Genomic DNA, 25,799 nt, shown 5'->3' with positions numbered 1-25,799 from the left:
CCATGAATGAAACAGAACGTAGGCCATCGTGCTGCAGTATGAATCGAGGCAGCATGGCGCAATCCGCACAAGTAGAACATGCTGCTGCTCAGCTTCAACCGGATCTTGAGAAAGACGCCAAGGAAAGCATGATCTATCTACCCGGGGGAGCTTTTCTAATGGGGACTGAGGACGCGGAAGGATTCCCCGATGATGGAGAGGGTCCCATTCGGGAGGTAGAGCTTAGTCCGTTCTATATCGATAGCTGTGCGGTGACCAACGCTGAATTTGCCGAGTTCGTCAGAAGAACGGGCTATGTGACCGAGGCAGAACGCTTCGGCTGGTCGTATGTGTTTCATCTGTTCGTGCCGGAGCGGGAGCGCCAATTGGATTCAAGACCGGTTCCAGGCTTGCCGTGGTGGCTGGCGGTGAATGGCGCGAGCTGGCATCGTCCGGAAGGCGGCGGATCTTCTATAGAAGACCGGCTGGATCATCCCGTCATCCATATCTCGTGGCATGACGCGCACCGGTATGCCAAGTGGTCGGGCAAGAGGCTGCCTACCGAGGCAGAATGGGAATACGCGGCAAGGGGAGGCCTCGAGCAGAAACGGTATCCGTGGGGCGACCTGCTGAAGCCAGGCGGAGAGCATCGCTGCAACATTTGGCAGGGGAAATTTCCCGATAAGAACAACGCTACGGACGGCTATGTTGGGACCGCACCGGTCCGAACTTATCTTCCAAACGGATACGGACTTTACCAGACCGTAGGCAACGTATGGGAGTGGTGTTCGGACTGGTTCACCAGAGTACCTGCCGCTGCAGGAGGATCGAGGAATCCGAAAGGGGCGCGAACCGGCAGTTCCCGCGTCATGCGAGGAGGCTCTTATTTGTGTCATAACTCTTACTGCAACCGTTATCGGGTTGCTGCTCGCAGCTCCAATACGCCTGATAGCTCGACGGGAAATCTGGGGTTCCGCTGCGCGGCCGATGCTTAAGACAGGAGTGACAATTATCCGGCAGCCCACAAGCGGCCGGCATGGGAGAGTGAAATAACGATGAAAGCCATTATGGTCATGTTCGATACATTGAACCGGCGTATGCTATCCCCTTACGGGGGTCCGGATTGGATCCATACCCCGAATTTTCAGCGGCTTGCGCAGCGGACGACTGTGTTCGACAACAGTTATGTCGGCAGCATGCCCTGTATGCCTGCCCGTAGGGAGCTGCATACAGGTCGGCACAATTTTCTGCATCGAAGCTGGGGTCCGCTTGAACCTTTCGACGACTCCGCTATTGAGCTGCTTGGGGATGCTGGGATTTATACGCATCTGGTCACGGATCATCAGCATTATTGGGAGGATGGCGGCGGGACGTATCATACCAGATACAACTCGTTCGAGCTTATTCGCGGACAGGAGGGAGATCCGTGGAAAGGCGAGGTGAGGAACCCGGATGGGCCGAGCTTCGATCATCTGCATCCGATTGCGAAGCGAATGGTTCGCCAGGACCGGATCAATCGAACGTACATACGGGAACAAGAGCAATTTCCGCAAGCGCGCACGTTCGCGGGCGGTCTTGAATTTATCGAATCCAATCATCTGGAGGACAACTGGTATCTTCAGATCGAAACCTTCGATCCGCATGAGCCGTTCTACAGCTCTGTCGAGTTTAAGGAGAGATATGCGCATGACTACGAAGGCCCGTTAGCAGATTGGCCGATTTACGGTCCGGTTACGGAAACGCCGGAGGATGTACGGCATATGCGGCTCGAATATGCCGCTCTGCTATCCATGTGCGATCATTACTTGGGCGTAGTGCTGGATACGATGGACCGGCTGGACCTTTGGAAGGATACGTTGCTCATCGTGAATACAGATCACGGCTTCTTGCTCGGAGAGCATGAGCAATGGGCGAAATGCGTTCAGCCTTTCTACAATGAAGTCGCCCATACGCCGCTATTCATATGGGATCCTCGGACGGGCATCCGGAACGAACGACGCCAGAGCCTTGTGCAAATGATTGACCTGCCGGCTACGCTGCTCGAGTATTTCGGCATTGAGCGGCCGAAGGATATGCAAGGCCAACCTTTGCGCCAAACGATCGAGTCAGATGTACCCATTCGAGAGGCGGCGTTGTTCGGCATCCACGGCGGGCACGTCAATGTAACGGATGCCCGTTACGTCTACATGCGAGCGGCAGCGGAGAGCAGCAACCAGCCGCTGTACGATTACACGCTTATGCCGACTCACATGCGGAGCCGCTTCGCTCCCGAGGAATTGAAGCAGCTTGAGTTAGCGGAGCCCTTCTCCTTCACCAAGCAGATTAAGCCGCTTCGCATTCCGGTTCAAACGCGGGGCAATTTGCACGAATTCGGTACGCTCTTATATGATTTGAAGCATGATCCTGAGCAGGCTGAGTCACTAAGTGATCCTGAGGTAGAGGCTAAGATGGTCGAGCATATGATTGGGCTTATGCATGAGAACGATGCGCCGAAAGAGCAATTTGAGCGATTGGGATTGGGGATTGCCGTGCGCAGCAACCAATAAGTAATAGAAACGGAGTTCGGGGCTGCCCGGGCTCCGTTTTATTGCTTATAGCTGTTATGATAGGTGATGGGAGTTCCAAACATTGGAGGGATATTGATCCATGACGAAAGTGCTGATTACCGGTTTCGATCCGTTCGGAGGCGAAGCTATCAATCCATCTTGGGAAGTGGTCAACCGACTTCACCAGAGGAAGCTCGCAGGTGTTGAAGTGGAGGCCAGGCAGCTTCCTACCGTATTCCATCAGTCATTGAATCAGCTTCGGCAGCTGCTTCGGGAAGTGCAGCCTGATGTGGTTATCTGTATCGGTCAAGCCGGCGGCAGAAGCGATATTGCGATTGAACGAGTGGCGATCAATCTGAGCGATGCCCGCATTCCGGACAATGAAGGGAATCAGCCGATTGATGAGCCGATTATTGTAGGCGGACCTGCGGCTTATTGGTCTACATTGCCTGTAAAAGCCATAGCTGGAGCGATTCGCAAGGCTGGAATACCTGCGTCCGTCTCGTACAGCGCGGGAACATTCGTATGCAATCATCTCTTCTACGGACTTCAGCATATCATCGAATCAGAGAATCCCGCCATCCGGGGCGGCTTCATTCATATTCCTTACCTGCCCGCCCAAATCGCCGAACGGCCGAATATTCCAAGCATGAGCCTGGATGACATGGAACGAGCGATCGAAATTGCCATTGTGACGAGCATACAGCTGGAACACGATATTGTAGCATCCGAAGGACGATTGTTTTAACCGACGCTTCGGCTTCCCAACCGATTTCCATACGATAGCCTCCTAGGGACCAGTCCTTCTTATTTTCTTTCAAAAACGGTATAATAACTACAGAACTATGGAGGTGGGAAGTTGACAGCAGTAAGGAAAGCAGGCGTCGTCGGCGCCGGAACGATGGGTCAGGGCATATGCGAAATGCTCGCCTTCAACGGGCTTGACGTCTACATGGTAGAACAAGATGAAGAAAGACTAAATCAAGCGCTCAGCATGATCGAGCAAAGCTTGGATAAGCAAATGGAGCGTTGGGCGCTCACTTCCGCAGAGAAGAAGCTTGTGATGAACCGGATTCATAAGGTGGAGCAGCTGAGCGATCTGGCGGAGTGCGAGCTCGTCATCGAGACCATTACGGAGGACTTGGACCGTAAGCTCGATATTTTCAAGGAATTGGACGCTATTTGCGCGCCGGATGTTATTTTGGCGAGTAATACGTCAACACTGAGCTTAACGGAGCTTGCAAGCGTAACTGCTCATCCCGAGCGGGTTATTGGCATGCACTTCGTTTACCCGGTAAGCAAGACGGATCTGGTTGAAATTGTGCGCGGCCTGAAGACGTCGGATGAGACGTTCAACCAAACGAAGAATTTTATCGAGAACACGATACATAAGAACGGCGTCATGGTATTCGAGTCGCCTGGCTATGTGACGACACGACTGATTTGTCTATTCATCAACGAAGCGATGCATGTTCTTGAAGAAGGCGTAGCATCGGTTAACGATATAGATAGTGCAATGCGGATTGGCTACTCGTTCCAGCATGGACCGTTTGAGATGGCGGACCGATTCGGATTGGATGCGGTTCTCGCAGCGCTTGAACGGATGTTCCGTGAATACGGCGAGCTGAAGTATCGTCCATCGTTCATTCTGAAGAAGATGGTTCGCGGCGGGCAGCTCGGCGTGAAGAGCGGTGCAGGCTTCTTTAACTACGATAAGGACGGAGTCCGTGTATGATTATCCTTGTGATGAATGCGGGGAGTTCCTCGTTAAAATATCAGCTTTATAACATGGAGACCGAGGCTGTTCTCGCCGTCGGCCGAGTTGAGCGTATCGGGATGGATGATTCGATTCTGACGCATGAGCCTACGGGCGGCGTGGAAGTGAACCGCGTGAGCGAAATTCTCGATCATAATGAAGCGGTCCGCAAAGTCATTGATATGCTGACGCACCGCGAGCATGGCGTGCTAAAGTCGATCTCCGAGATTAATGCAGTTGGTCATCGGGTCGTGCACGGCGGGGAGAGCTTCAAGCAATCGACGCTTGTTAACCAAGAGGTGAAGCAAGAGATTAGACGTCTGTTCGACCTCGCGCCGCTTCATAATCCTCCTGCGATGATGGGCATTACAGGTGTCGAGCTGAATTTGCCAGGCGTGCCGCAAGTCGTCGTCTTCGATACGGCGTTCCATCAGTCGATGCCGAAGGAATCCTTCCTCTATCCGATTCCGATGGTGCTCTATCGTCGCCATAAGATTAGGCGGTATGGCTTCCACGGCACATCGCATGACTATGTCAGCAAGCAAGCGGCGAAGGTGCTCGGCAGACCGCTCGAGGAGCTGAAGCTGGTTACATGCCATATCGGGAACGGCGCCAGCTGTGCAGCGATTCTGCACGGCAAGACGCTCGATACGAGCATGGGCTTAACGCCGCTCGAAGGGCTTATGATGGGCACGCGCAGCGGCGACCTTGATCCGGCAATCGTGCCATTCACGATGAACAAGGAAGAGCTGACGCTGAACGAAGTCAACTCCATGCTGAACAAGCATAGCGGCTTGCTCGCGATTAGCGGCATCAGCAGCGACATGCGCGAGATTGTTCAGGCGATGGACGAAGGCGACAGCCATGCGAAGCTGGCATTCGAGATGTACACCTACCGGCTGCGCAAGTATATCGGCGCTTATGCGGCGGCAATGGACGGCATTGATGCAGTTATTTTCACAGCAGGCGTGGGTGAGAATTCTTGGCCGGTTCGCAAGGCGGTATGCGAGAAGCTGACCTTCCTTGGCATCGAGTTCGACGAAGAGCGTAACCTGGAGCGTTCCAAAGAAGCGCGCTACATTACGAAGGACGGCTCCCGTACGAGCGTGCTCGTCGTGCCGACGAATGAAGAGCTGCTCATCGCAAGAGATACGTTTGAAATTGTGAAATCATCTTAGGGATGACATGAATACTTGTAAAAGGCGGAATCGAAATGAAAACATTAACAACTATTAGCCAGCTGAAGGATAACGCCGGTCAATCGGTATGGATCGGATGCTGGGTAAACAACAAACGTTCCAGCGGCAAAATCCAATTCCTCCAGCTGCGTGACGGCACAGGCTACGTGCAGGGCGTCGTGGTGAAGAGCGAAGTATCGGAAGAAATTTGGGCTGCTGCGAAGGAATTGACGCAGGAGAGCTCGCTTTATGTGAAAGGCATCGTGCGCGAGGAGCCGCGCAGTCAGTCCGGCTATGAGCTGACGGTTGAAGACATCGAGATTATTCAAGTCACGCAGGAATATCCGATTACGCCGAAGGAGCATGGCATCGACTTCTTAATGGACCGTCGTCATCTGTGGCTCCGTTCGCCGAAGCAGCGCGCAGTGCTCGTCATTCGCGCCGAGATTATCCGCTCGATTCAGCAGTACTTCGACAACAACGGCTTTACGCTCGTCGATCCTCCGATTCTGACGCCTTCTTCTTGTGAAGGAACGACGAATCTGTTCCATACCAAATATTTTGACGAAGATGCATATTTAACGCAAAGCGGCCAGCTGTACATGGAAGCGGCGGCGATGGCGCTTGGCAAAGTATACTCGTTCGGCCCGACCTTCCGTGCGGAGAAGTCGAAGACGCGCCGCCACTTGATCGAATTCTGGATGATCGAGCCGGAGATGGCGTTCGTCGATCACGAAGAGAACCTGCGCGTGCAAGAGCGCTTCGTCTCCTTCGTCGTGCAGAACGTCGTGAAGAACTGCCGCAAGGAGCTTGAAACGATCGGTCGTGACATTAGCAAGCTGGAGAATATCCAGGCGCCGTTCCCGCGCATCACGTATGATGATGCGATCAAGTTCCTGCAAGAGCAAGGCCAAGAAATTCAGTGGGGCGAAGACTTCGGTGCGCCGCATGAGACTGCAATCGCGGAATCACACGATCGTCCGGTATTCATTACGCACTACCCGGCATCGTTCAAGGCTTTCTATATGAAGCCGGACCCGAACCGTCCGGAAGTTGTGCTCTGCGCCGATATGATCGCGCCAGAGGGCTACGGGGAAATCATCGGCGGCTCGCAGCGCATCGATGATCCGGAATTGTTGGCAGAGCGCTTCGCAGAGCATGAGCTGTCGACGGAAGCGTACCAATGGTATCTTGACCTGCGCAAGTACGGCACGGTGCCGCATTCCGGCTTCGGGCTAGGCCTTGAGCGGACGGTAGCATGGATTTGCGGTCTGGAACATGTTCGCGAGACGATTCCGTTCCCACGTTTGCTGTACCGCTTGTACCCATAAGTTTCAAGAGAGAGGCGAGGCGAAAGACCGGTGAAAAATGAAATGTGGAAAGCTTACGCCAGAGGCATGGCGGCGGCAATGAACGGCGGCGGTGTCGTCGTTCCTGCCGGTCTGCTGCGTGCTTACCGCGGCGTTGGTTTATCCGACACCGAGATGATGCTGATGGTGCAGCTGATGATGTACCGGCAGCTCGAAGGTGTGGACTTTCCTACGCCGGAGCAGCTTGCGGAGCGCCTTGGCTTAATGCCGAAGGCCGCGCATCAGCTGCTCAGCCGCCTCATGAAGGAAGGGCTGCTCGCCATTGATGATGAGATCGACCCTGAGAGCGGCATGCAGACAGAGCGCTACAACTGGAACGGCTTCGTCATCCGCTGCGCCGAATGGCTGGCGGACGAAGCGAAGCAGGCGTTCGAGGTGGAGCGTGAGCTGCAGAAGCAGCGCAGCAACAGCGGCATTCACTCGGCAATGGCTGCGCAATCGTCGGATCTGTTCTCCGTGTTCGAGCAAGAATTCGGCCGTCCGCTCTCCCCGATGGAGTGCGAGACGATTAGCGCTTGGGTCGATCAGGACCGGTATCCGGACGAGCTGATCCGCTTCGCGCTGAAGGAGGCGGTATTTGCAGGGAAGCTGCACTTCCGCTACATTGACCGCATTCTTCTCGAGTGGAGCCGGAACAGGGTGACGAATACAGAAGAAGCAAAAGCACATACGCAGAAGTTTCGCGGCGGCCGCGGGTCTTAACGACCCGGGCCGTTTTTTTGTATGGAAGGACTTGTAAATCTGAGTGTGAGCTTGTATGCTGATACATAGATATCCGATACATAGATATACGAGGTATGGGAGGATGGGTGGAATGAAAGTAAACAAAGAGCTGATGAAGGGCAGCACCGTTATCCTGATCTTATCGCTGCTTAGCAAGGCTGAAATGTACGGCTACGAGATGATCAAGGAAATTGAACGGAAGTCCGATGGCGTGTTCTCTTTCAAGGAGGGGACGCTGTATCCGATCCTTCATTCGCTTGAGATGGAACGGTGTGTGGAGTCATTCTGGGCTGAGGAAAGCGGCCGCAAACGCAAGTATTATCGAATTACGAAGCAAGGCCAAGCGATGCTGAAGGAGAAAGAGCAGGAATGGTCATTGTTCAGCTTATCGGTTAATCGTGTCATCGGGGAGGAACAAGCATGAATCCGAATCATCCGAATCGTGAAGCAATGTCCAATCTGGAAGAGCACCCGCTCCTGCAGGCGTATCTAACTCAGGTCTGTTCTCGTATTCGCATGAAGGAAGTACACAATGATATTCGGGAAGAGCTAATGAGCCACTTACTAGACATTATCGAGTCTAAAGCTGTTCATGATGGGGAGTCTAATGATCAAGTTATTCAGGCGGCAATCATACAGATGGGCGATGCTGAATTGCTTGGCAATCAGTTCAATGAAGCGCATAAGCCGAAGAAAGATTACGGTATGATAGCACTCTTGGCAGGCATGATTCTGTTCGGACTCGTTACGTTATTCGCAGTGAAAGTATCACTTGTTGACGGTATGATTGAGCACAAATTGCTGTATGAAGGCATCGGCATAGCCTTGATGATCGGCATGTATTTTGCCAATTATCGAAAAATCCTTCACTTCGCAGAGCCGCTCTATGCGGGGACGGTCGGCATTATGCTGTTGGTCTTAACGTATGGGTTACAAATGAATGGGTCGAAGCAATGGCTCCTGTTACCGGCAAACATCGCGTTCCCTGTTTATTCCATCTCACCATATCTCCTAATTACCGCAGTTGCAGGTATGATTCTTCAAGAGAAGGAGTCTCCTTTACAAGTGAGCCTCTGGAGATCCTGGTGGATTACAGGTAAGCAAATCATGCTTTATATGGGCATACCAATGATGCTCTACTTCAAGTCTCCAGCTCTCGTTCCATTGCTTATTTATAGTTTTAGTCTTGCTATGCTCCTGCTCATCACGCGACAATGGAGACTAATCGTTGTAGGATGTTGTGGTGTGTTGCTCATGTTCTTATTTTTGTATATCACACACGATATGACCCATAGCATTGCATATTGGCGGTATACGGGTTTCCTGCATCCGAACTCGGAAGCTTATTTCACCACCGGACGTTCCTTAGAAGCGATACGGAGCGCCGGGTTATGGGGACATGGCATCGACGCTTCGAATGATCGCTTGCCCTATCGGACAGGTGAATTCGTATTCTCTTATTTGATCTATAGCTTTGGCTGGGTATTTGGCTGGTGTGCAGGTCTGCTCGTGCTCTTGTTTATTGTGCGGATGTATCGCATTGGACTGCGAATTAAAGATCGGATTTCCCGTGGTCTGTTCATTAGCTTAGGCACGATCATCTGTTTACAGCTCATTTGGAACGTGCTGATGTGCCTGGGCTTGCTGCCTGTCGTCGGTTTGACGCTGCCTATTGTCAACTGGAGTTCAACTACGATTATCGAATTGGCAGCTGTCGGGTATATGCTCGGTATGTATCGCCGCAAAGATATCTCCGTGCAATCTGGCCTGTACGTTTAACGATACGATAGAGGAAGCTTTCTTTTTGCTCGAAAATGCGCAAGGAACCCTTGATTTATGCTAAACTAGTGGAAAGAACATGTTTGCTGAAGCAAGGTAAGGAAGGACGATAGGCGATGTCAGAACTGCATGCACACGCTCATTCGCATGAGCACGACCATAATGATGATCCCGTGAAACAGATGATCGAGGTAATGACGAAGAACGGATGGCGCATTACCGATCAGCGCCGAGAGCTGGCCGAGATATTCGCGCGCACGGAAGGCTACTTGTCGCCAAAGGATGTCTACGATCAGATGACGGTAGCATATCCGAGCGTTAGCTTCGATACCGTGTACCGCAACTTGCGCCTGCTTAGTGAGATGGGGGCGTTGGAGCAGTTTTATTTTATGGAGGGTGGTTTGAAGTTTCGGACGAGCTGTCTGTCTCATCATCACCATCATTTGATTTGCATCAACTGCGAGAAGACGCTGACGTTCGAATATTGCCCGATGGAGCAATTGGTTGAATTGCCGGGCTCGTTCAAGATTATGAATCATCGCTTCGAAGTTTATGGCGTGTGTGAAGCGTGCCAGAAGGAATAATAGATGAATGAAGACAAGGGAGTTTCGCCATGAGGCGAAGCTCCCTTGTTTGTGTTGTTATGATTCTTGAATGAGTGCTTGAATACGGCTATTCACATCGTCGCTCTGATACAGCCCGCCATGGTAACAGATCACTTGCCGGATATCATATGTGCTAAATTGCTGCAACGATCTCGCAGCAGCTGCTTGATCGTAGTTGAACTGGCCTAGCGCCAGCTCCCCGTCAATGATCATCAGCGCGTCGGCAGCGATCAAGGTGCGGCTTGGAGAATGGTAGAGACTGACATGACCCGGCGTGTGTCCTGGCGTATCAATAACCGTGATGCCCTCGAACGGCTGCGCATTGTCGCCGAATCCGATCAGCTGATTCACTTGGCCTGTCGGCGGATGCTCAAGCGCGTAACGGAATGCTTGCTTCTGAGCTTCGGGCATCTCCTTCGACAATGAGGCAACGGCTTGATCGATTCCCGCTTGCGTCACTTTAATGAGCATTCGCTCGCCTTGGATATATGGCTTCTCGATTGCAGAAGCCCATACTTGAACCTTGGCAGCGCTTGCCTCGCATAATGCAGACAAGCTGCCGATATGGTCAATATCCTGATGGGTAATCAGGATGTCGGTGAGTCGTTCGAGCGGCAAGCCTTCATGCTGCAGCGCATCTTGGATAAGCATGGCTTGTCCGGGATAACCAGCGTCAATGAGGACAGTATGGTTCTCATTCCAGATGACACTCGGGCAGATCGTATTGGTACGTCCCATAATGGTTGCCGTTATTTCTAACATGGCGATTCCCGATTGTATTTGCATATTTCTAACCTCCGCTTGTTAAGTCTAACGACAATAATAGCGAAGTTACTCTATGCAGTCAAATAAATATTTTATTATATCACACTTCATTAATATTGTCAATAATATATTATTGGGGTATAAAATTAACCCTTCAGGAGACACCAAGAACACATGCTTTATGCAGCTTTCCTGGAGGTGCTATATGGTTTGAGGAAGCAATTACGATACATATCTATCGCCGGGGCAGCGCTTGTCTGCTTGATGCTCTTCACAACGAATCCCGCTGCTGGCAATTCAAGCACATACAACACGAATATGTACGGTGCCAAGACCGGCTTGAATCACGCCTTGCCAAGCGATTCTGAAGCAGATGTGACTGAACGTCAGCCAGGCATCAGCTCGGCGGAATCGTCGACATTCCGAACGACATTTCTTGGGCAGGAGGACAGTCATCGAAGCCGCTATCCGAGTTGGCTCGGTTTATTCGGTCTCCTAGGTCTTCTTGGTTTACGTGGCCGCAGCCGAGAGAAATCTTGATGTTGAACGCAATGAAATTCATACGAAAAATGCAAACCCGCTTGCTGTGCGATCCATGCACGGCGGCGGGTTTTTGCAATTCTGCACATGAGCCGTATCCAATCTATGAACTCTAGCATATACAGAAGTAGATGAGAAGCTTGAGTCGGCTGATGATAAAGTTCATTCGAGGAGGTGGATACAAGATGGACAAACCGTCTTTTATTACAAAATTAGTCCCGATTGCCAGGCAGCTTTACTTGGAAGGATCGCCAATCTATCCATCTGTGCGGCTTGCGCAGTGCTGGCTTGAGACAGGCGGCAATATACCCTATTGGAACAACTTAGGCGGCTACAAGGTTGGCTCCGGTGTTCCGAATGGCTATTGGAAGGGAGCTGTCGTGAGCAAGCAGACGTGGGAAGTTATTAACGGGAAACGGGTTGAAGTCGTTTCGACTTTTCGCGCTTATGACAGTATATATAACTTCTTCAAGGATCAAGATCTTCTATTTGCGCGCAGTCGGTATACGCGGGTCCGCGGGGCCAAGGGACCCTTCGAGCAAGCGCAAATGCTGCTTGAATGCGGTTATGCAACGGATCCGGACTATGCGAAGAAGATCATTGCGATTATTAACGGGAGCGGGTTAACGCAATATGACAGCAAGAATGGGGGCGATGAACCGATGACGGCAGAGGAGAAGAAAGCTTTTCAAGACTTACTGGATCAAGTGTCTCAGCTAAGCGCAGCGCTGAATGTTCAAATGGCAGCAGTAGCAGCGCTTCAAACGGAGGCTGCGCAGATGCAGGCGCGTGATCAATTGGATGCGGTTCCGGCGTGGGCGAAAGACGCAGTTGACGCTGCGGTCAAGGCCAAGCTAATCGATACGTCAGCCGGTGGCAGCTATGATTTCTATCGGCTGCTGACTGTGCTGCACCGGAAGAAGCTTATCTGACGAATAGAGCAGGGGGAGGTTCGCATGGACAAGGGGGCGGACCTCTTTCTTATGTGCAGAGCCGTATCTGCATCCATGTTAATGGTATAACCAGCCGAAACAGGGAATCCTACAAGGCAACAATGTGCTAATAGGAGGACCATAGCTTTGATCCATCACATTCGACTTATCGAGATTGTTCTTGTCGTTATCGCCATGTTCGTGATGTGGTACGCGGTCGTGAATTTCAGCACGTTCAAAAGAGTCGTCATTGGGCGTCCGATGCGCTCGCGGGAGCTGCATGAGAAGCATAACAAGCTGTTCTGGATGATCGCGCTGCCTATTCTATCCGCCGATTTATATTCATCCGTTGCTTATGGTCCTGAAGCGGGCTTAACAGAGCTTAAGCATCTAGGCAAATCAGCGCTATGGTTCATTCTGCCGATTACAGCAGCATCCGTCATTCTGTTGTTTATTCTGATTCTCTCTTACATAATGGGCATCATCGCCTATCCAAGCGGCGGCGGGGCGTACTCTATAGCCAAAGATAATTTCAAGAAGCCTTGGGCTGCCCTTGTCGCTTCAAGCTCGCTGCTCGTTGATTATATTCTGACTGTCGCCGTGTCCGTATCAGCGGGGATTCAAGCCGTCGCTTCCGCATATCCAGTCATTAAGCCGTACAGCAGCTCGCTTGCAATATGCTGCGTGCTGCTGCTCGTTATTGTGAACTTGCGCGGCGTGGCGGAATCGGCAACGATCTTCGCTTGGCCGACGTTCGTCTTCATGGGCAGTATGATAACGATCATTTGCGCCGGGTTCATCGATGAGCTTTCGCATGGGTTCGTGCAGCCGCAAACCCCTTCTTTCGGAACGATACCGGGAGGGATTACGATTCTTCTCATTCTCAAGGCATTCAGCTCGGCTTGCTCCGCACTGACGGGCATTGAGACCATCTCCAACGCCGTTCCGATCTTCCGGGAACCGCAGCAGCGTAGCGCAATCAAGACATACATTGCGCTTGGCACAATAACGGCAGTTACCCTGCTCGGATACGCGTACCATCTCTATGTGCAAGGCGTGGAGATAAGCGAGGACGAGACGATGCTGTCTCAGCTGGCGGAGCAGTATTTCGGTCATGGCATCGTATATCAGCTCATTATTTGGTCAACGTTCATCGTGCTCATTCTGGCGGCGAATTCAACCTTTACCGGCTTCTCGCAGTTATCCGCCATCGTCGCCTTGGACAGCTTTCTTCCACGTGCATTTACGAATCGCGGTGATCGGCTTGGCTACTCGAACGGCATTATGTTCCTGGCAGGCGCTGCTGCACTGCTGATTGCGCTCTTCCATGCTCAGACAAACAGCCTTATTCCGCTCTATGCCATTGGCGTCTTCCTGTCCTTCACCATTGCTCAGATCGGGCTGTGCAAGCGCTGGCTCAAGGTGAAGGGGCGTATGTGGAAACTTAAGCTCGCCATCAATCTGTTCGGCTTCATCGTCACGGCGATAGTTACTGTAGTCGTCGCGTTTACGAAGTTTCTGGAAGGGGCATGGATCGTGCTCATTATTCTGCCTCTGATAGTCTCGTTCTCGGTGTTGGTGAAGCGCCATTACGATATTATTGCAGAAGAGCTGCGAATCGACCCGAAGGAGACGCGGCCGCATCCGCATGAGCTTGTGACTATAGTGCTCGTGTCCGGTGTACATCGGGCTGTGCTGAACACGGTTTCTTTTGCCCAGAGCCTTGATAGCCGTGCGGTTGCCGTCTACGTAGGGTTCGATGATGAGTCTGTCGACAAAATGAAGCAGAAATGGGAGGAGTGGGGAGACCCGTGCAAGCTCGTTACGCTTCGGGGCGAATTCCGCTCCATTCTAGCACCGCTTAGCCGGTTCATCGACCGGCTGGAGGTGACGGAGTGCGAGCCTTCGAGCATTCATATCATCATGCCGCAATTCGTGACGAAGAAATGGTGGCATAATCTGCTGCATAACCAAAGCGCGCTGCTTATTCGCGCTTGGTTTCTGCGCAATAAGGACGTCGTCATTACGACAGTTCCGTATCATTTGCAGAAGTAAGATGTCGTAAGATCTCAGGCACCACGCAGCTGGTGCTTTTTTGTGTTGTTGCCAGCATTCGGTCGTTGATCGTTGATTGACGGAAGCTGGAATTAGAGATATACTCGTTTAGTAATTTACTGATTTACTAATTTACTAAATAACTGAATGACTGATAAACGATCGCGTGAAAGGAAAGTGCAAATATGAAGATACCTACAACGTTAAAACATAAACCAGTCGTCGTTTCCGATAATTACGAGCAAGTCGACGGACGGCTTGCCGGCAAGACAGACGCGAAAGGCCTCTCGTTAGGTCTTGCGCAGTGGAATGACCGCGGGAAAGTCGATATATCCGCGAAAGTATGGCGATATACGGGGGAGAAATGGTCGAGGCAGTCTGAGGAGCTTCCTCTGCACCGAGTGCTCGATCTCTCTATTCTCATCTGCCGATCGGTCGCTCACTTCCGCGAAGCCTATCGCTATGAGAACTTCTACGATCCGGAGAATCCTGTTATTGACCGAGTCGGTCTGCAAGGTGACGCTATGACCGTTGCGATATGCACAGATAATGACAAGATCAACGAAGATATTAAGCTGTTCAGTGGGGCGCTGAGCGATGATGATGAGCTAATCGGGGAACGGCTGCGGACGCTGTCGCGCATGCTGAAGGAATTGGGTTACTAAAGTTTGAAGTTTGGTTCGGGAAGGAGCAATCACAGATGGATAAGGAAAGACGGAAAGAGCTGCTTGAAGAATATAAAGAAATCAAGACGCTCATGGGCGTCGTTCAAATTACGAATACGGTTAGCGGGAAGATGTTCATCGACAGCTATCCGAATTTAAAGAACAAATGGATGACGATTAAGATGCAGCTGGATATGGGCAGATTCGCAAACGCTCAACTGCAGAAGGATTGGAAGGAGCTTGGTGCCGATGCATTCAGCTACGAGGAACTGGAGAAGAAAGATGCTTCGGAAGTGAAGGATGTCAAATGGGAACTCAAAGTGATGAAGAAGCTGTGGCTTGAGAAGCTGCAGCCCTATGAAGATAGAGGCTACAACCGTCCTGAATGATTCATTCAGGGCGTTTTTTTGCTTTTTGTACCCCGAGCGTCCATCTTGTATGTTTACATAACCATTAATTGGTATTAGTATAAATATAATTTTATGGCGGGTTAGGAAATCCTTTATAAAGATGTTTACTCACCGTAACCTGGAAAGGAAGTTGCCGTGCTTTGGAATTATTTCATGCAGTCCTACTTATGCTGCTCCTGGTTGGGTTCTCCCATGTCATTAGCCGATTTATTCCCGCTATACCTAAGCCTCTGATCTTGATTGCGCTTGGAGCGATTGTCGCTTTGCTGCCGTCTGGCGTGCATCTGGAGATGGAGCCGGAGCTTTTCTTTATTCTGTTTATCGCACCTCTGCTCTATAATGATGGCAAAAATACGCCTCGCAGAGAGCTGTGGCGGCTTCGCGCGCCGATTCTGCTTCTTGCGGTAGGGCTTGTGTTTGTGACGGTGCTCGTCGCTGGGTATGCGATTCACTGGCTCATTCCAACGATTCCGCTTCCTGCGGCGTTCGGGCTTGCAGCGATCCTCTCCCCGACTGACGCTGTTGCTGTGGGTGCGCTTGCGAAACGAATCCATATGCCGGAGACGCTGCTTCGATTGCTAGAGGGCGAGTCGCTGATGAACGACGCTTCTGGACTTGTCGCGTTCAACTTTGCGATTGCCGCTACGGTGACAGGCGTCTTCTCGATGACGCATGCCATCTTCAGCTTTCTCGTCATTGCGATCGGCGGCTTGCTGGTAGGAGCCATTGTGGCTTTATTCATCGTGTGGTTTGGCGTCATGCTGCGAAGAGGCGGACTTGAGGACGTTACACTCCATATGCTGATTCAAATTCTGACCCCGTTCCTGCTCTATCTAATTGCAGAAGAGATCGGTGTTTCCGGCATTTTGGCTGCTGTGGCTGGCGGTCTTGTGCATGCGATCGAACGGGACCGGGTCGATTCCTCGATGCTTAGGCTGAACATCGTCTCAAATAATACGTGGTCGGTGCTGCTATACGTGCTGAATGGACTTGTCTTTCTTTTGCTTGGCTTGCAAATTCCGCATGTGACAAGCGTCGTGCTTCGCAATGCTTCCATCAACAATACGGAAGTGTTTACCTATGCTTTTCTGATCTTTCTGCTGCTCGTTGCGTTGCGATTCGTCTGGACGTTTATTTTCACCCACAATCAGCGGCTGTTCGGCGTGGAGCAGAAACAAGGACAGGAAATCCCCGATTACAAAATGCTGCTGCTTACCTCGCTTGGCGGCGTTCGCGGTGCTGTCACGCTTGCCGGTGCGTTCTCGATTCCTTACGTGCTTCGAAGCGGGCAGCCATTTCCTGAGCGTGACATGATGATCTTTATTGCTGCAATTGTGATCTTGATTTCGTTGGTCGTATCCAGCGCATTGCTGCCACTGCTCGCGAAGAGGAAGGAAGCGCCTGCCGAGCAGAATCGGCTCGAGCAGCAAGCTCGGATTCGCGTGTTGCAAGCAGCAATAGAAACACTCAAGACGGAACAGAAGCCAGAGAATGAAGCCGCGGCTATCTCTGTCATGACCGATTACCAGAAGTGGGTGCAAGAAGAGTCGTATCTCTCGTATACATACGATTCAGGGCAGCCAAGATGCCGAGATACAGAAACAGAGCTTCGTTTAAAGGCAATTGCTGCTGAACGCAAATGTATCGAAAAGATGGTAAAGGATGGCAGTGCCGATGCTGTGCAAGCGGCGAAGGTAACGGAGCTGCTTGATCAGATGGAGCTTGTGCTTACGAAGCGTTCCCGCATGGGGCGAGTGCTCATCAAGCTGTTTATGAAGAAGCTGTTCGCGAGAAACCGTAAGAAAAACTTGCATCATTATGAGGAACGTGAAGCGATGAAAGGGCTCAAAATCTGTATGTGCAAATCAGCGATAGCTGAGTTAGGCGAGCAGAAACGACCGGAGATCGAGAAGGAAACGAACTATGTGATTTCGCAATACAAACAGGTGCTAGGCCGATTGTCGCTTCTGCAAGGCTCGCGCGGTTCGGAGGATCTGGAGCAGAACGATCTGAAGAAAGAAATGTACTGGGTTGCCATTCAAGCGGAGAGGGATATGGTCCAGTCGTTGTATGAAAGCGGAGAAATTACGCGAGAGCTCGCCAGCGGTCTAAGAGGGACGATTCGCGATCGCGAAACAGCGATTTCGGAGATTATGTAAGGAATCGCCCCTATAACCGGGATCTTAACGACTAAAGATGATTTGGGGAAAATACGATGGAACCTATCGCATTAAGCAAGACCGAGAACGCGTCTGCTGCCGTGAACCGCAAAGGCTATTTGTTCTCCAACCGGGATCTGCTGAGGATGTTCCTGCCGCTTACCGTCGAGCAGGGACTGGAATTTCTGGTCGGCATTATCTCATCGGTCATGGTGGCCTACGTGGGAGAGGCGGCAGTGTCGGGCGTGTCATTAGTGGAGTCTGTCATGGCGTTGTTTATCAGTTTATTTGCTGCGCTTGCAACTGGCGGTGCGGTCATAGCTGGTCAATATATCGGATCGAAACAAGTGAGGGAAGCTAGAGAATCCGCACAGCAAATGTTCTGGTTCGTCGGCGCAATCTCAGTCGTTATCATGCTTGTCGTCTATGCGCTGAAATCTTTCATTCTATTTACGTTGTTTGGGCAGATATCCGATGAGGTGCGAAGCCACGCCGATACGTATCTAATGATCGTTTCGGTGTCTATCCCTTTTCTAGCTATTTATAATGCAGGGGCAGCGATCTTTCGCACTACGGGTAACGCCGTCATCTCGATGAAAGTCGCGCTGCTCATGAATGTGATCAATGTGGCAGGCAGTGCAATATTGCTGTATGGGTTTCATATGGGAACGGAAGGCGTCGCGATCGCGACGCTGGTGTCGCGAATTGTTGCGGCAGCTGTCTTTATCGTTGTTGTCACGAACCCTGATTATATGTTGCATATGAAGCGTAGCTTGAAGCACAAGTTCGACTGGCGGATGATTAAGCAGATTCTGAGCATCGGCATTCCGTTCGGTCTTGAGAACAGCTTGTTCTTCATCGGACGGATTATCGTGCTAAGTCTTGTATCGACTTTCGGTACGGCTGCGATTACGGCGAATGCCATCGGAGGCTCTCTCGCGATATTTCAAGTATTGCCGGGGGTTGCGATTAATCTAGGGATGACAGCTGTCATTGCCAGATGTATCGGCGCCGGGGAATACGGACAGGCCAAATACTACACGAAGAAGATTATGGTGATTGTTTATGCCTCTCAACTGGTGTTTATTTCGCTAATCATCGCCTTGCTTCCGCTCATAATGAAGATATACGGCCTCTCAGAAGCTACGGCGGAGTTAACAAGGCAGATTGCTTGGTGGCATGGGGTTGTCGCCATCATCCTGTGGCCATTTGCCTATACGCTGCCCGTTACCTTCAGGGCTGCTGGAGATGCGAAGTATCCGATGGCAATTGGCGTGATGACGATGTTTCTATTCCGGGTCGTGCTTGCTTACCTGTTAGGGGAGCATTTTCATATGGGCGTTTTCGGCACTTGGATTGCCATGTTCTCGGATTGGTTTGTCAGATTCATCTGTTTCACCTACCGGTACTTGAGTGGAAAATGGATGCGGTATCGGGTGATCTAGTAACTCATGGTTTTTGTTTTCATAGAATAGAGCATGTCTTATTCAGAAAGAGGTGTAATGAGATGCCCTATTCAACAGGAACGGTGACGAATACAAGAATGTTTGGTACAGCTGCATCTAATCTCATTCTTAGCACGAGAAATCTCGATCCATTCAGCTCCACAACGGTAACGGTTCATATCTTTGCTTCCGTTAACTCAACTGTATTCTATACCGCTTATTTGACTTCATTTGTAGTAGCTGCGAACCATTTTGATATTCGAAGTTTTTATATTGGCGGTAATGTTGCTTATGAAGTTCAACTCAGCTCGAGTACGTCCAATGTGTTGTTCACGGTTACAGGAATAGACGAGTTCGGCAATTTGTCAGAGGATCAGCGTCTTCCTCAGTCGGAACTTATTTTTATTCCGACACTAAGTCCAGTTCTGTAACAAGAAGAGGCTCCCGCATGGGAGCCTCTTCTTATCATTTCGGATATCTAGTTATGATATAGTCACCTTTGGATAGATCCTCTAATGAGATTTTGCGTCCCCAGTGAATGGATGAATTATAGTTCCCTTCTGTCACGGTCACTTCTTTCTCATTCATGCTTAGAATCACCACAGAATGTGTATCATTATTGATCCTCACAATATCGCCAACTTTAATGCTGCTAAAGTCCGTATGTTTACGTGCCGGAAGCTTGCCGAAAGCCGCATCACTTAAGATAAAAGCGAACCCTACACAGCCATAGCCACCACTATAGACGCCGCCATTCCATTTATAGTAATTATCATTCGTCCAGGTCATACCTTCGGGATACTTGTCCTTTAAAGCAATCATGCTTTCATATACCGATTCTTCCGTTGGAATAGTTGGACTCGTAATGACGGCAGTACTAACTAGCGTTCCATTCATGGTTGTTTGTTTAAAACGAACATCATTGCCGAAGGCTTCAGCTAGTAAGCGAATGGATACCATCACTCTTGAGTTGCTATCGACGTAGGAGGGAACGCCAATATCCTTAATTCCGCTGTCTTCAATGACCGCATAGGTACTATTAATTCGATGCGTTATCGTCTTAGTGCCATTTGATAATTTGACAATATGTGTGTTGTCATCCAAGGTCACCTGATATCCCATGGATTCAGCCGCTAAACGAAGCGGGATCATCGTACGGCCAGATACTACTTTAGCAAAACCAGTTGATTCTGATTGTGCAATCATATGACCATTAATCTCAATTTGGATATGTGGTTGCCCAGCTGCTTGAGCATGCGGAAAGGATGAAAACATAGTCAATGCTAGTAGGGCTATGATTGTCTTATGAATAATCTTGTTCATCATGATCTCCTTCATAGTCTCCATTATTGGTATGGTGAATGCTGGTTCCTGTTCCTGATTTATTATTATGCTTGATAGAAAATGCGTCAAGAACTAAGTTTTGGAGCAGTATGCTACGGGAGTCCTGCAATAGAATGGTTTGGAAAATTACCAGTCATTGAGATTGACAATCATTCTCAATGGTGCTACGATGCTCTCGAGTTTAAAAAGAGAGATATTGTGGGAGGAAAGAAAGTCATGAGGAAATTAGTATTGACTGGTTGTATTGGAATTGGAGCATTAATTATAGCAGGATGTCAGAGCACTGATAATGGTCAGAGGGATACAAGTAAGAGTACAAGTGCAAATACAAGCTCAACCGGAGATGCTGCCAATCAACCTGTAACGATCGTGGACGGCAGAGGCAAAGAGGTTGTTCTTAAGAATGGATACGCCAAAAATTTCGTTCTGTTTCCAAACGAGGGTACAGAAATATTTTCTATAACGCAATCGGTTGAACCTTTCTTAGGTATGCGAAAAGGGGATCAAGAGTCCAATATTGCAGGCGGCGCTGTTGCAAAAAAATATCCGGAAATATTAAAAGTGAATAATAACATCATGCAGGCTGATGGAAGCGCGCCAAATGTTGAGGAAATTCTGAAGCTGGCGCCTGATGTTGTTTATCAATGGACTACTCATGGTGATGGTGCAATTAAACCGCTTGAGGATGCCGGCATTAATGTTGTCGCAGTCAATTGGGGTACTTACGATGATGACGTTGAGAGATATACCTTATACGGCAAGGCGCTAGGAAAGCAGGATCGCGTGGATGAGGTCTTTGCACATCAGGCTAAAGCTAAAGAAGATGTACTTAAAGTAACTGATAATCTAACCGAGAATGAGCGTCAAGATCATGTTTTTGTAAGTGCCATTAATGATAATCAAATCAACGTATGGGGAACAGAACTCCCTCATACCCCAGTACATAAGGTGGAAAACGCGGCCTTTACCAAGGGGAAAATAACCGATATCGATGCGGATATCAATGTAGAAACCTTGCTCAAATGGGATCCGGATATGATCGTTATCGGCGAATGGGCCAAGGATATTACACCGGACTATTTCTTTAAGCATCCCGTTCTGAAAAATTTAAGAGCGGTGAAAGAGAAGAGAGTGTACAAAAGCCCAACAGCTTCTTTGCTTGATAATCCGGGAATCAACTGGTACTTCTATTCGGTATTAGCGTATCCAGACAAGTTCAAGGGATTTGATATGCGTAAACAGGTCCGTGAGGATTATAAATTGCTATACAACATTGATCTAACTGAAGAAGATATTGATTCCGTCTTGAATGTCGCGGAGAACAAGAACAGCAAAAACTTCGATCTGTTCATGCAATAAGGAGAAACCCAGGATGACCATAGAGAGACGTAAGTTTCTAAACAAGTTTTATCTTATATCCATTCTTGCTTTGCTCGTCTTCATGGTGGCAGCGATTTGTATCGGAAGATACACAATCGCTCCACTTGATGTTTTGAATGCACTCTTTAACCCAGATTCGATTTCTGACCCGACGGTTCCAGTAGTCGTACAGGAAGTTAGAATTCCTCGTGTGCTGTTAGCAGTGATTGTAGGAGCGGGTATAGCTGTGGCTGGGGCGTCTTTGCAGGCGATATTCGGGAATCCGCTTGTAAGTGAGGAGATTCTAGGCGTGTCCTCAGGAGCAAGCTTCGGTGCAGCGCTTGGAATTGTAACCATTGGAACAACGCTGGGTACACAAGCATTGGCTGTTTTCTTTGGATTTGCAGCCATGTACTTGACCTATATCATCGCTAGAAGGCGTGGACGCGTTACGGTGCTCATGCTCGTTCTTTCAGGAATCATAACAAGCTCGGTATTCGGCTCCGGTGTTTCCTTATTAAAGTACTTCGCGGATCCGAGAAATGAGCTTCCTGCGATCACCTTCTGGCTTATGGGCTCACTGGCCAGCGCATCGAAAGATACGATCTTAAGAACGATGCCAAGTATTGTGATTTCACTGTTCTTTCTCTACAGATACAGATGGCAGCTAAATCTACTTTCACTAGATGAAGATGAAGCGATTTCCTTAGGTGTAAATATTAAAAAAATGCGTGTCATTATTATTTTTTTCACAACGGTCATCGTAGCGGCGGCTGTATCTATAGCTGGCGTTATTAGTTTCGTAGGACTTATTGTACCGCATTTTACGCGGATGATCGTCGGAACAGATAATAAGCATCTCATACCAGCCACTATGATAATGGGGGCGATATTCGTGCTCATTACAGATACACTCGCTAGATCCTTAACAGGTTCAGAAATTCCGCTATCGATACTGAGTTCGCTTCTTGGTGTGCCATTCTTTATCTATCTGCTTAGAAGAACAGGGGGAGTGCTCGATGATTAGAGTAGATAATCTTCAGTTTCAGTACCCCAACTCTCGAAGAGAGATATTCAAAGATTTATCCTTTCATGTAAAGAAGGGTGAAACATTAGCCATTCTAGGAGCAAACGGCATTGGAAAGACGACTTTTTTAAAATGCTTATTGGGCTTTCTAGAATATAAATCAGGCAATATCACTATCAATGATGAATCGGTTAAAACCATGTCTGCAAGTAAGTTCTGGAAACTAGTCGCCTACGTTCCGCAGTCGAAGAGAGCGGCGTTTGGATTTACTGGCCTTGAAATGACCGTAATGGGCTTATCTCCTCATGTGAAAATGGGTAAGCTCCCTACCAAAGAGGATTACGAGAGAGCGTATGAACAATTAAGAAAGCTAGGGATTGAGCATCTTAGTGAACGAAATTGCAATAACATGAGCGGCGGAGAGCTGCAAATGGTGTTGATTGCTAGAGCGCTTATCAAGAAGCCCCAAATCCTGATTATGGACGAGCCTGAATCCCATCTTGATATGAGGAATCAGCTTAAAGTATTGAATATTGTCGAAGAGTTAAATGAACAAGGGGAATACTCGATCATTATTAATACTCATTTCCCTCAGCATGCTTTTCGTATCGCACAGTCAACGCTGCTCCTTGGAAAAGACGGGTATATTTTTGATAAAACGGAGGATGTCGTGAACACAACAAATTTACGACATTACTTTGGCATCAATTCTGAAATCTTATCGTACGATTTGGCTGATAAATCCTATTCCACGATATTGCCCATCGATCTACAAACTGCTGAAGAGGTAACAAGATGACAAAAATTGCGTATGTTACAACCGGAAAAAGCTCGCAATTAATAAGTTACTGGGATTATGCGCACTATGTGGATCAATTCATTTATGCCGATGACCTTCCGAGCTTTGACCTCGAACAGTTTGGGGCAGTGATTCTATCTTGCGGTTGTTCAAGTGACTACATTCTTCCGCATAAAAAACAGCTTAACGATTATGTCAGAAGCGGCGGCTTTCTATTGATTTTTACGTTTGATAAAGCGGATCAGCTGTTAGACGTTGTTAACATCGAGTGTGTCGATTCTAGAACAAAGGATTGGCTATGGTGGACGAAGCCGGGGGGGAAGATCGAACTATACGTTCCGGATCAGCTAACGCATTCCTTCTATGATTATGTAAAACCAGAGCACTTGCATTGGCACTGGCATGGTGCAATCAAGGGAAATCATAGCGGGACAACTTTGCTCGCGGTAGAGGATAAGGATGAAGCCATCATCGTTGATTTTCAGGACTTAGAGGGTGGAGGCAGAGTTTTTATTACAACACTGGACCCTCATAATCATAACGGCCAACGCTTTATGCCGGTAACTACGAAGCTGCTGGGGCAGTTCTACCCCTGGATTAATAACGAGCTTGGCATTGATCGGAATCAGATAGAGCCGTTTAAAGTGGCTTATTTACAGACAACGGGGATAAACTCGGAGGATAAGCCTTCGTTCCTATCTAAGACCTTTGATGGTACTGGTGGACAAATCGAATACTTTGGTGTTCGTCCTATTCCAGACGAGGTGTGGGGCTATGACATTATCTATATTCCTAGTATTAGTGATCAAATCTACATGCAGAAATACACGGATAGAATGATGGACTATATTAGAAGCGGCGGACAACTTATACTCAATATAGAAGTCGCTGTATGCTGGCTGCCATTTCTAAAGCCATTCCAGACTGTATCACCTGTACCCTTTACGAATCTCAAGGTAAGAGTCGAGAACGATCCATTTGAGTTTTTCAAGAATATGCCGGATGACTTTGATGGATGGGAAGGCATTATTGGCCAGTATGCAAGAGGATTTACTCCATTACCTGAATATGCGATGGGTCTCACATCCATAGGGGCTGCACATGCCAACCACGCTGCCGATTATATATGGCAATATCCAACAATAGATGGAAGCGGCGGCAAGGTGTTCGTGCATAATGGTGACAATATGGTGCGATATCCTGACCATGGCGAGTACAAGGAATGTCTTGTTCGAGATATTTGTGTGGGGCTTATGAAATATCGCAGAGCCGTTGTTCCTTTTGCCGCGGTACAAGCAAATTAGCTATTCTGTTAAAGAATAAGAGGCTCCCTCTCGGGAGCCTCTTTCCATTTAAATATCCAGTTTACGCGTTCCAATCCATTTCACCATTTCTGGATCGCGATGAGAGAAAAACAGACTCTGTTTCGTATCTAACGAAGCAATCGACTCCATGTCTGATTGATCTAATTCAAAGTCGAATATATTGAAGTTCTCCATGATTCTGTCTCTACGAACCGACTTTGGAATAACGACGATGTCTCTTTGTGTCAGCCATCGCAATACGACCTGAGCTACGGTTTTATTATGCTTATCAGCTATAGCGACCAATACCTCGTTCTGAAACAGATCATTCTTACCCTCGGCAAAAGGCGCCCAAGATTCGATCTGAACCTGATGCTCTTTCATAAACTTGGAATTATCGATTTGTTGATGGAATGGGTGTGTTTCGACCTGGTTCACAGCTGGAGTTATTTCGTTGTGAAGGATCAAATCGATCAGGCGGTCCTCTTGAAAGTTGCTGACGCCAATGGCGCGGACCTTGCCCTCACGATTCAATTCCTCCATGGCGCGCCAAGAGCCATAAACATCTCCATAAGGCTGATGAATTAAGTATAGATCCAAATAATCCAATTGCAGACGTTTCAATGAGTTCTCGAATGCTAGCCTCGTGCGCTCATATCCCGTATCCTGAACCCAAAGCTTCGTGGTGATGAATAACTCTTCTCTGGCTACACCACTACGTTTGATCGCTCTGCCGACAGCTTCCTCGTTGAGATAAGAGGCAGCAGTATCAATCAAGCGGTAGCCTGCCATAATAGCGTCATAGACGCTTTGTTCGCATTCATGCTCATCCCGAATTTGAAAAACACCAAAACCCAGAATCGGCATCTCAACGCCATTATTTAGAATAACTTTTTGCATACTGCATCCTCCAGTTCGGATCGAAGTTATAACCTGCTATTCGGGCATCCCAACATGTTCTTTACTTATTATGTTCTACATCTCATAGGGAACGTTATCCTAATCGTCTCGAATGATTGCCTAATCCTCTCACGCCACTTAAAATGCCATGCGGTCTTG

Annotated in this window: 25 protein-coding genes; 22 read left to right on the top strand and 3 right to left on the bottom strand. The window is 49.0% G+C overall.

Features of this window, described 5'->3' with window-relative positions; translation table 11 throughout:
• The first annotated feature begins 2 nt into the window (after positions 1 to 2).
• From AC0YNX_RS11110 to AC0YNX_RS11065, 10 genes are all read left to right on the top strand, one after another.
• Complete coding sequence (locus AC0YNX_RS11110; RefSeq protein WP_475815745.1) at positions 3 to 974, top strand: formylglycine-generating enzyme family protein; 972 nt, start codon at positions 3 to 5, stop codon at positions 972 to 974.
• Positions 975 to 1,034: 60 nt separating this feature from the next.
• Entirely contained in the window at positions 1,035 to 2,525 is a 1,491-nt protein-coding gene (locus AC0YNX_RS11105) for a sulfatase (protein WP_475815744.1), read from the top strand.
• 100 nt (positions 2,526 to 2,625) lie between these two features.
• On the top strand, positions 2,626 to 3,273 hold the full coding sequence (gene pcp / locus AC0YNX_RS11100; protein ID WP_475815743.1) for a pyroglutamyl-peptidase I: 648 nt from the start codon (positions 2,626 to 2,628) through the stop codon (positions 3,271 to 3,273).
• Between the two features lie 111 nt (positions 3,274 to 3,384).
• The gene (locus tag AC0YNX_RS11095; RefSeq protein ID WP_475815742.1) at positions 3,385 to 4,260 is read left to right on the top strand and encodes a 3-hydroxyacyl-CoA dehydrogenase family protein; all 876 of its coding nucleotides are present in this window, start codon (positions 3,385 to 3,387) and stop codon (positions 4,258 to 4,260) included.
• Positions 4,257 to 5,459, top strand: coding sequence for an acetate kinase (locus AC0YNX_RS11090; protein ID WP_475815741.1), 1,203 nt, complete (start codon positions 4,257 to 4,259; stop codon positions 5,457 to 5,459). The genes AC0YNX_RS11095 and AC0YNX_RS11090 overlap by 4 nt, the downstream gene beginning before the upstream one ends.
• Before the next feature lie 35 nt (positions 5,460 to 5,494).
• Entirely contained in the window at positions 5,495 to 6,790 is a 1,296-nt protein-coding gene (gene asnS / locus AC0YNX_RS11085; RefSeq protein ID WP_475815740.1) for an asparagine--tRNA ligase, read from the top strand.
• A 30-nt stretch (positions 6,791 to 6,820) separates the two neighbouring features.
• Positions 6,821 to 7,531 (top strand): DnaD domain protein, encoded by a 711-nt coding sequence (locus tag AC0YNX_RS11080; RefSeq protein WP_475815739.1) that lies wholly within the window; start codon positions 6,821 to 6,823, stop codon positions 7,529 to 7,531.
• Positions 7,532 to 7,643: 112 nt separating this feature from the next.
• Complete coding sequence (locus tag AC0YNX_RS11075) at positions 7,644 to 7,976, top strand: PadR family transcriptional regulator (protein ID WP_475815738.1); 333 nt, start codon at positions 7,644 to 7,646, stop codon at positions 7,974 to 7,976.
• Positions 7,973 to 9,331 (top strand): FtsW/RodA/SpoVE family cell cycle protein, encoded by a 1,359-nt coding sequence (locus tag AC0YNX_RS11070; protein ID WP_475815737.1) that lies wholly within the window; start codon positions 7,973 to 7,975, stop codon positions 9,329 to 9,331. Before AC0YNX_RS11075 ends, AC0YNX_RS11070 begins: the two co-directional genes overlap by 4 nt.
• Positions 9,332 to 9,447: 116 nt before the next feature.
• The gene (locus AC0YNX_RS11065) at positions 9,448 to 9,915 is read left to right on the top strand and encodes a Fur family transcriptional regulator (RefSeq protein WP_475815736.1); all 468 of its coding nucleotides are present in this window, start codon (positions 9,448 to 9,450) and stop codon (positions 9,913 to 9,915) included.
• A gap of 57 nt (positions 9,916 to 9,972) precedes the next feature.
• Here AC0YNX_RS11065 and AC0YNX_RS11060 read toward each other — a convergent pair whose 3' ends face one another.
• Positions 9,973 to 10,722, bottom strand: a complete 750-nt coding sequence (locus AC0YNX_RS11060; protein WP_475815735.1) for an MBL fold metallo-hydrolase — start codon at positions 10,720 to 10,722, stop codon at positions 9,973 to 9,975.
• A gap of 189 nt (positions 10,723 to 10,911) precedes the next feature.
• On the opposite strand from AC0YNX_RS11060, the gene AC0YNX_RS11055 reads away from it, so the two are divergent.
• From AC0YNX_RS11055 to AC0YNX_RS11020, 8 genes are all read left to right on the top strand, one after another.
• Positions 10,912 to 11,241, top strand: a complete 330-nt coding sequence (locus tag AC0YNX_RS11055; RefSeq protein ID WP_475815734.1) for a hypothetical protein — start codon at positions 10,912 to 10,914, stop codon at positions 11,239 to 11,241.
• Between the two features lie 185 nt (positions 11,242 to 11,426).
• A complete protein-coding gene (locus AC0YNX_RS11050) occupies positions 11,427 to 12,173 on the top strand; it encodes a glycoside hydrolase family 73 protein (protein WP_475815733.1) in 747 nt (248 codons plus the stop codon).
• A gap of 147 nt (positions 12,174 to 12,320) precedes the next feature.
• On the top strand, positions 12,321 to 14,228 hold the full coding sequence (locus AC0YNX_RS11045; protein ID WP_475815732.1) for an APC family permease: 1,908 nt from the start codon (positions 12,321 to 12,323) through the stop codon (positions 14,226 to 14,228).
• Positions 14,229 to 14,413: 185 nt separating this feature from the next.
• A complete protein-coding gene (locus AC0YNX_RS11040) occupies positions 14,414 to 14,893 on the top strand; it encodes a DUF6530 family protein (RefSeq protein WP_475815731.1) in 480 nt (159 codons plus the stop codon).
• A gap of 35 nt (positions 14,894 to 14,928) precedes the next feature.
• On the top strand, positions 14,929 to 15,282 hold the full coding sequence (locus AC0YNX_RS11035) for a GIY-YIG nuclease family protein (RefSeq protein ID WP_475815730.1): 354 nt from the start codon (positions 14,929 to 14,931) through the stop codon (positions 15,280 to 15,282).
• 161 nt (positions 15,283 to 15,443) lie between these two features.
• A complete protein-coding gene (locus AC0YNX_RS11030) occupies positions 15,444 to 17,462 on the top strand; it encodes a Na+/H+ antiporter (RefSeq protein ID WP_475815729.1) in 2,019 nt (672 codons plus the stop codon).
• Positions 17,463 to 17,518: 56 nt separating this feature from the next.
• The gene (locus AC0YNX_RS11025; RefSeq protein ID WP_475815728.1) at positions 17,519 to 18,907 is read left to right on the top strand and encodes an MATE family efflux transporter; all 1,389 of its coding nucleotides are present in this window, start codon (positions 17,519 to 17,521) and stop codon (positions 18,905 to 18,907) included.
• A 62-nt stretch (positions 18,908 to 18,969) separates the two neighbouring features.
• Complete coding sequence (locus AC0YNX_RS11020; RefSeq protein WP_475815727.1) at positions 18,970 to 19,338, top strand: hypothetical protein; 369 nt, start codon at positions 18,970 to 18,972, stop codon at positions 19,336 to 19,338.
• A 34-nt stretch (positions 19,339 to 19,372) separates the two neighbouring features.
• On the opposite strand, the gene AC0YNX_RS11015 is transcribed toward AC0YNX_RS11020, so the two are convergent.
• Positions 19,373 to 20,233 carry a copper amine oxidase N-terminal domain-containing protein gene (locus AC0YNX_RS11015; RefSeq protein WP_475815726.1) on the bottom strand — a complete coding sequence of 287 codons (861 nt, stop codon included), beginning with the start codon at positions 20,231 to 20,233 and terminating at the stop codon, positions 19,373 to 19,375.
• 78 nt (positions 20,234 to 20,311) lie between these two features.
• Here AC0YNX_RS11015 and AC0YNX_RS11010 point away from each other — a divergent pair, with 78 nt between their 5' ends.
• From AC0YNX_RS11010 to AC0YNX_RS10995, 4 genes are read left to right on the top strand one after another with little or no spacing between them, the layout of a single operon-like run.
• Entirely contained in the window at positions 20,312 to 21,610 is a 1,299-nt protein-coding gene (locus AC0YNX_RS11010) for an ABC transporter substrate-binding protein (RefSeq protein WP_475815725.1), read from the top strand.
• 13 nt (positions 21,611 to 21,623) lie between these two features.
• Positions 21,624 to 22,637 (top strand): FecCD family ABC transporter permease, encoded by a 1,014-nt coding sequence (locus AC0YNX_RS11005; RefSeq protein WP_475815724.1) that lies wholly within the window; start codon positions 21,624 to 21,626, stop codon positions 22,635 to 22,637.
• Positions 22,630 to 23,436: an ABC transporter ATP-binding protein gene (locus AC0YNX_RS11000; RefSeq protein WP_475815723.1), complete on the top strand. Its 807-nt coding sequence runs from the start codon at positions 22,630 to 22,632 to the stop codon at positions 23,434 to 23,436. The genes AC0YNX_RS11005 and AC0YNX_RS11000 overlap by 8 nt, the downstream gene beginning before the upstream one ends.
• Positions 23,433 to 24,740, top strand: coding sequence for a hypothetical protein (locus tag AC0YNX_RS10995; RefSeq protein ID WP_475815722.1), 1,308 nt, complete (start codon positions 23,433 to 23,435; stop codon positions 24,738 to 24,740). Before AC0YNX_RS11000 ends, AC0YNX_RS10995 begins: the two co-directional genes overlap by 4 nt.
• 48 nt (positions 24,741 to 24,788) lie before the next feature.
• Here the strand turns inward: AC0YNX_RS10995 and AC0YNX_RS10990 are convergent, their stop codons facing one another.
• Positions 24,789 to 25,640: an aldo/keto reductase gene (locus tag AC0YNX_RS10990; protein ID WP_475815721.1), complete on the bottom strand. Its 852-nt coding sequence runs from the start codon at positions 25,638 to 25,640 to the stop codon at positions 24,789 to 24,791.
• Positions 25,641 to 25,799 lie beyond the last annotated feature (159 nt).

The organism is Paenibacillus sp. J31R98 (genome assembly GCF_056269245.1).
The sequence above is the reverse complement of the archived record's forward strand: the minus strand, read 5'-3'. Positions and strand labels throughout refer to the sequence as shown.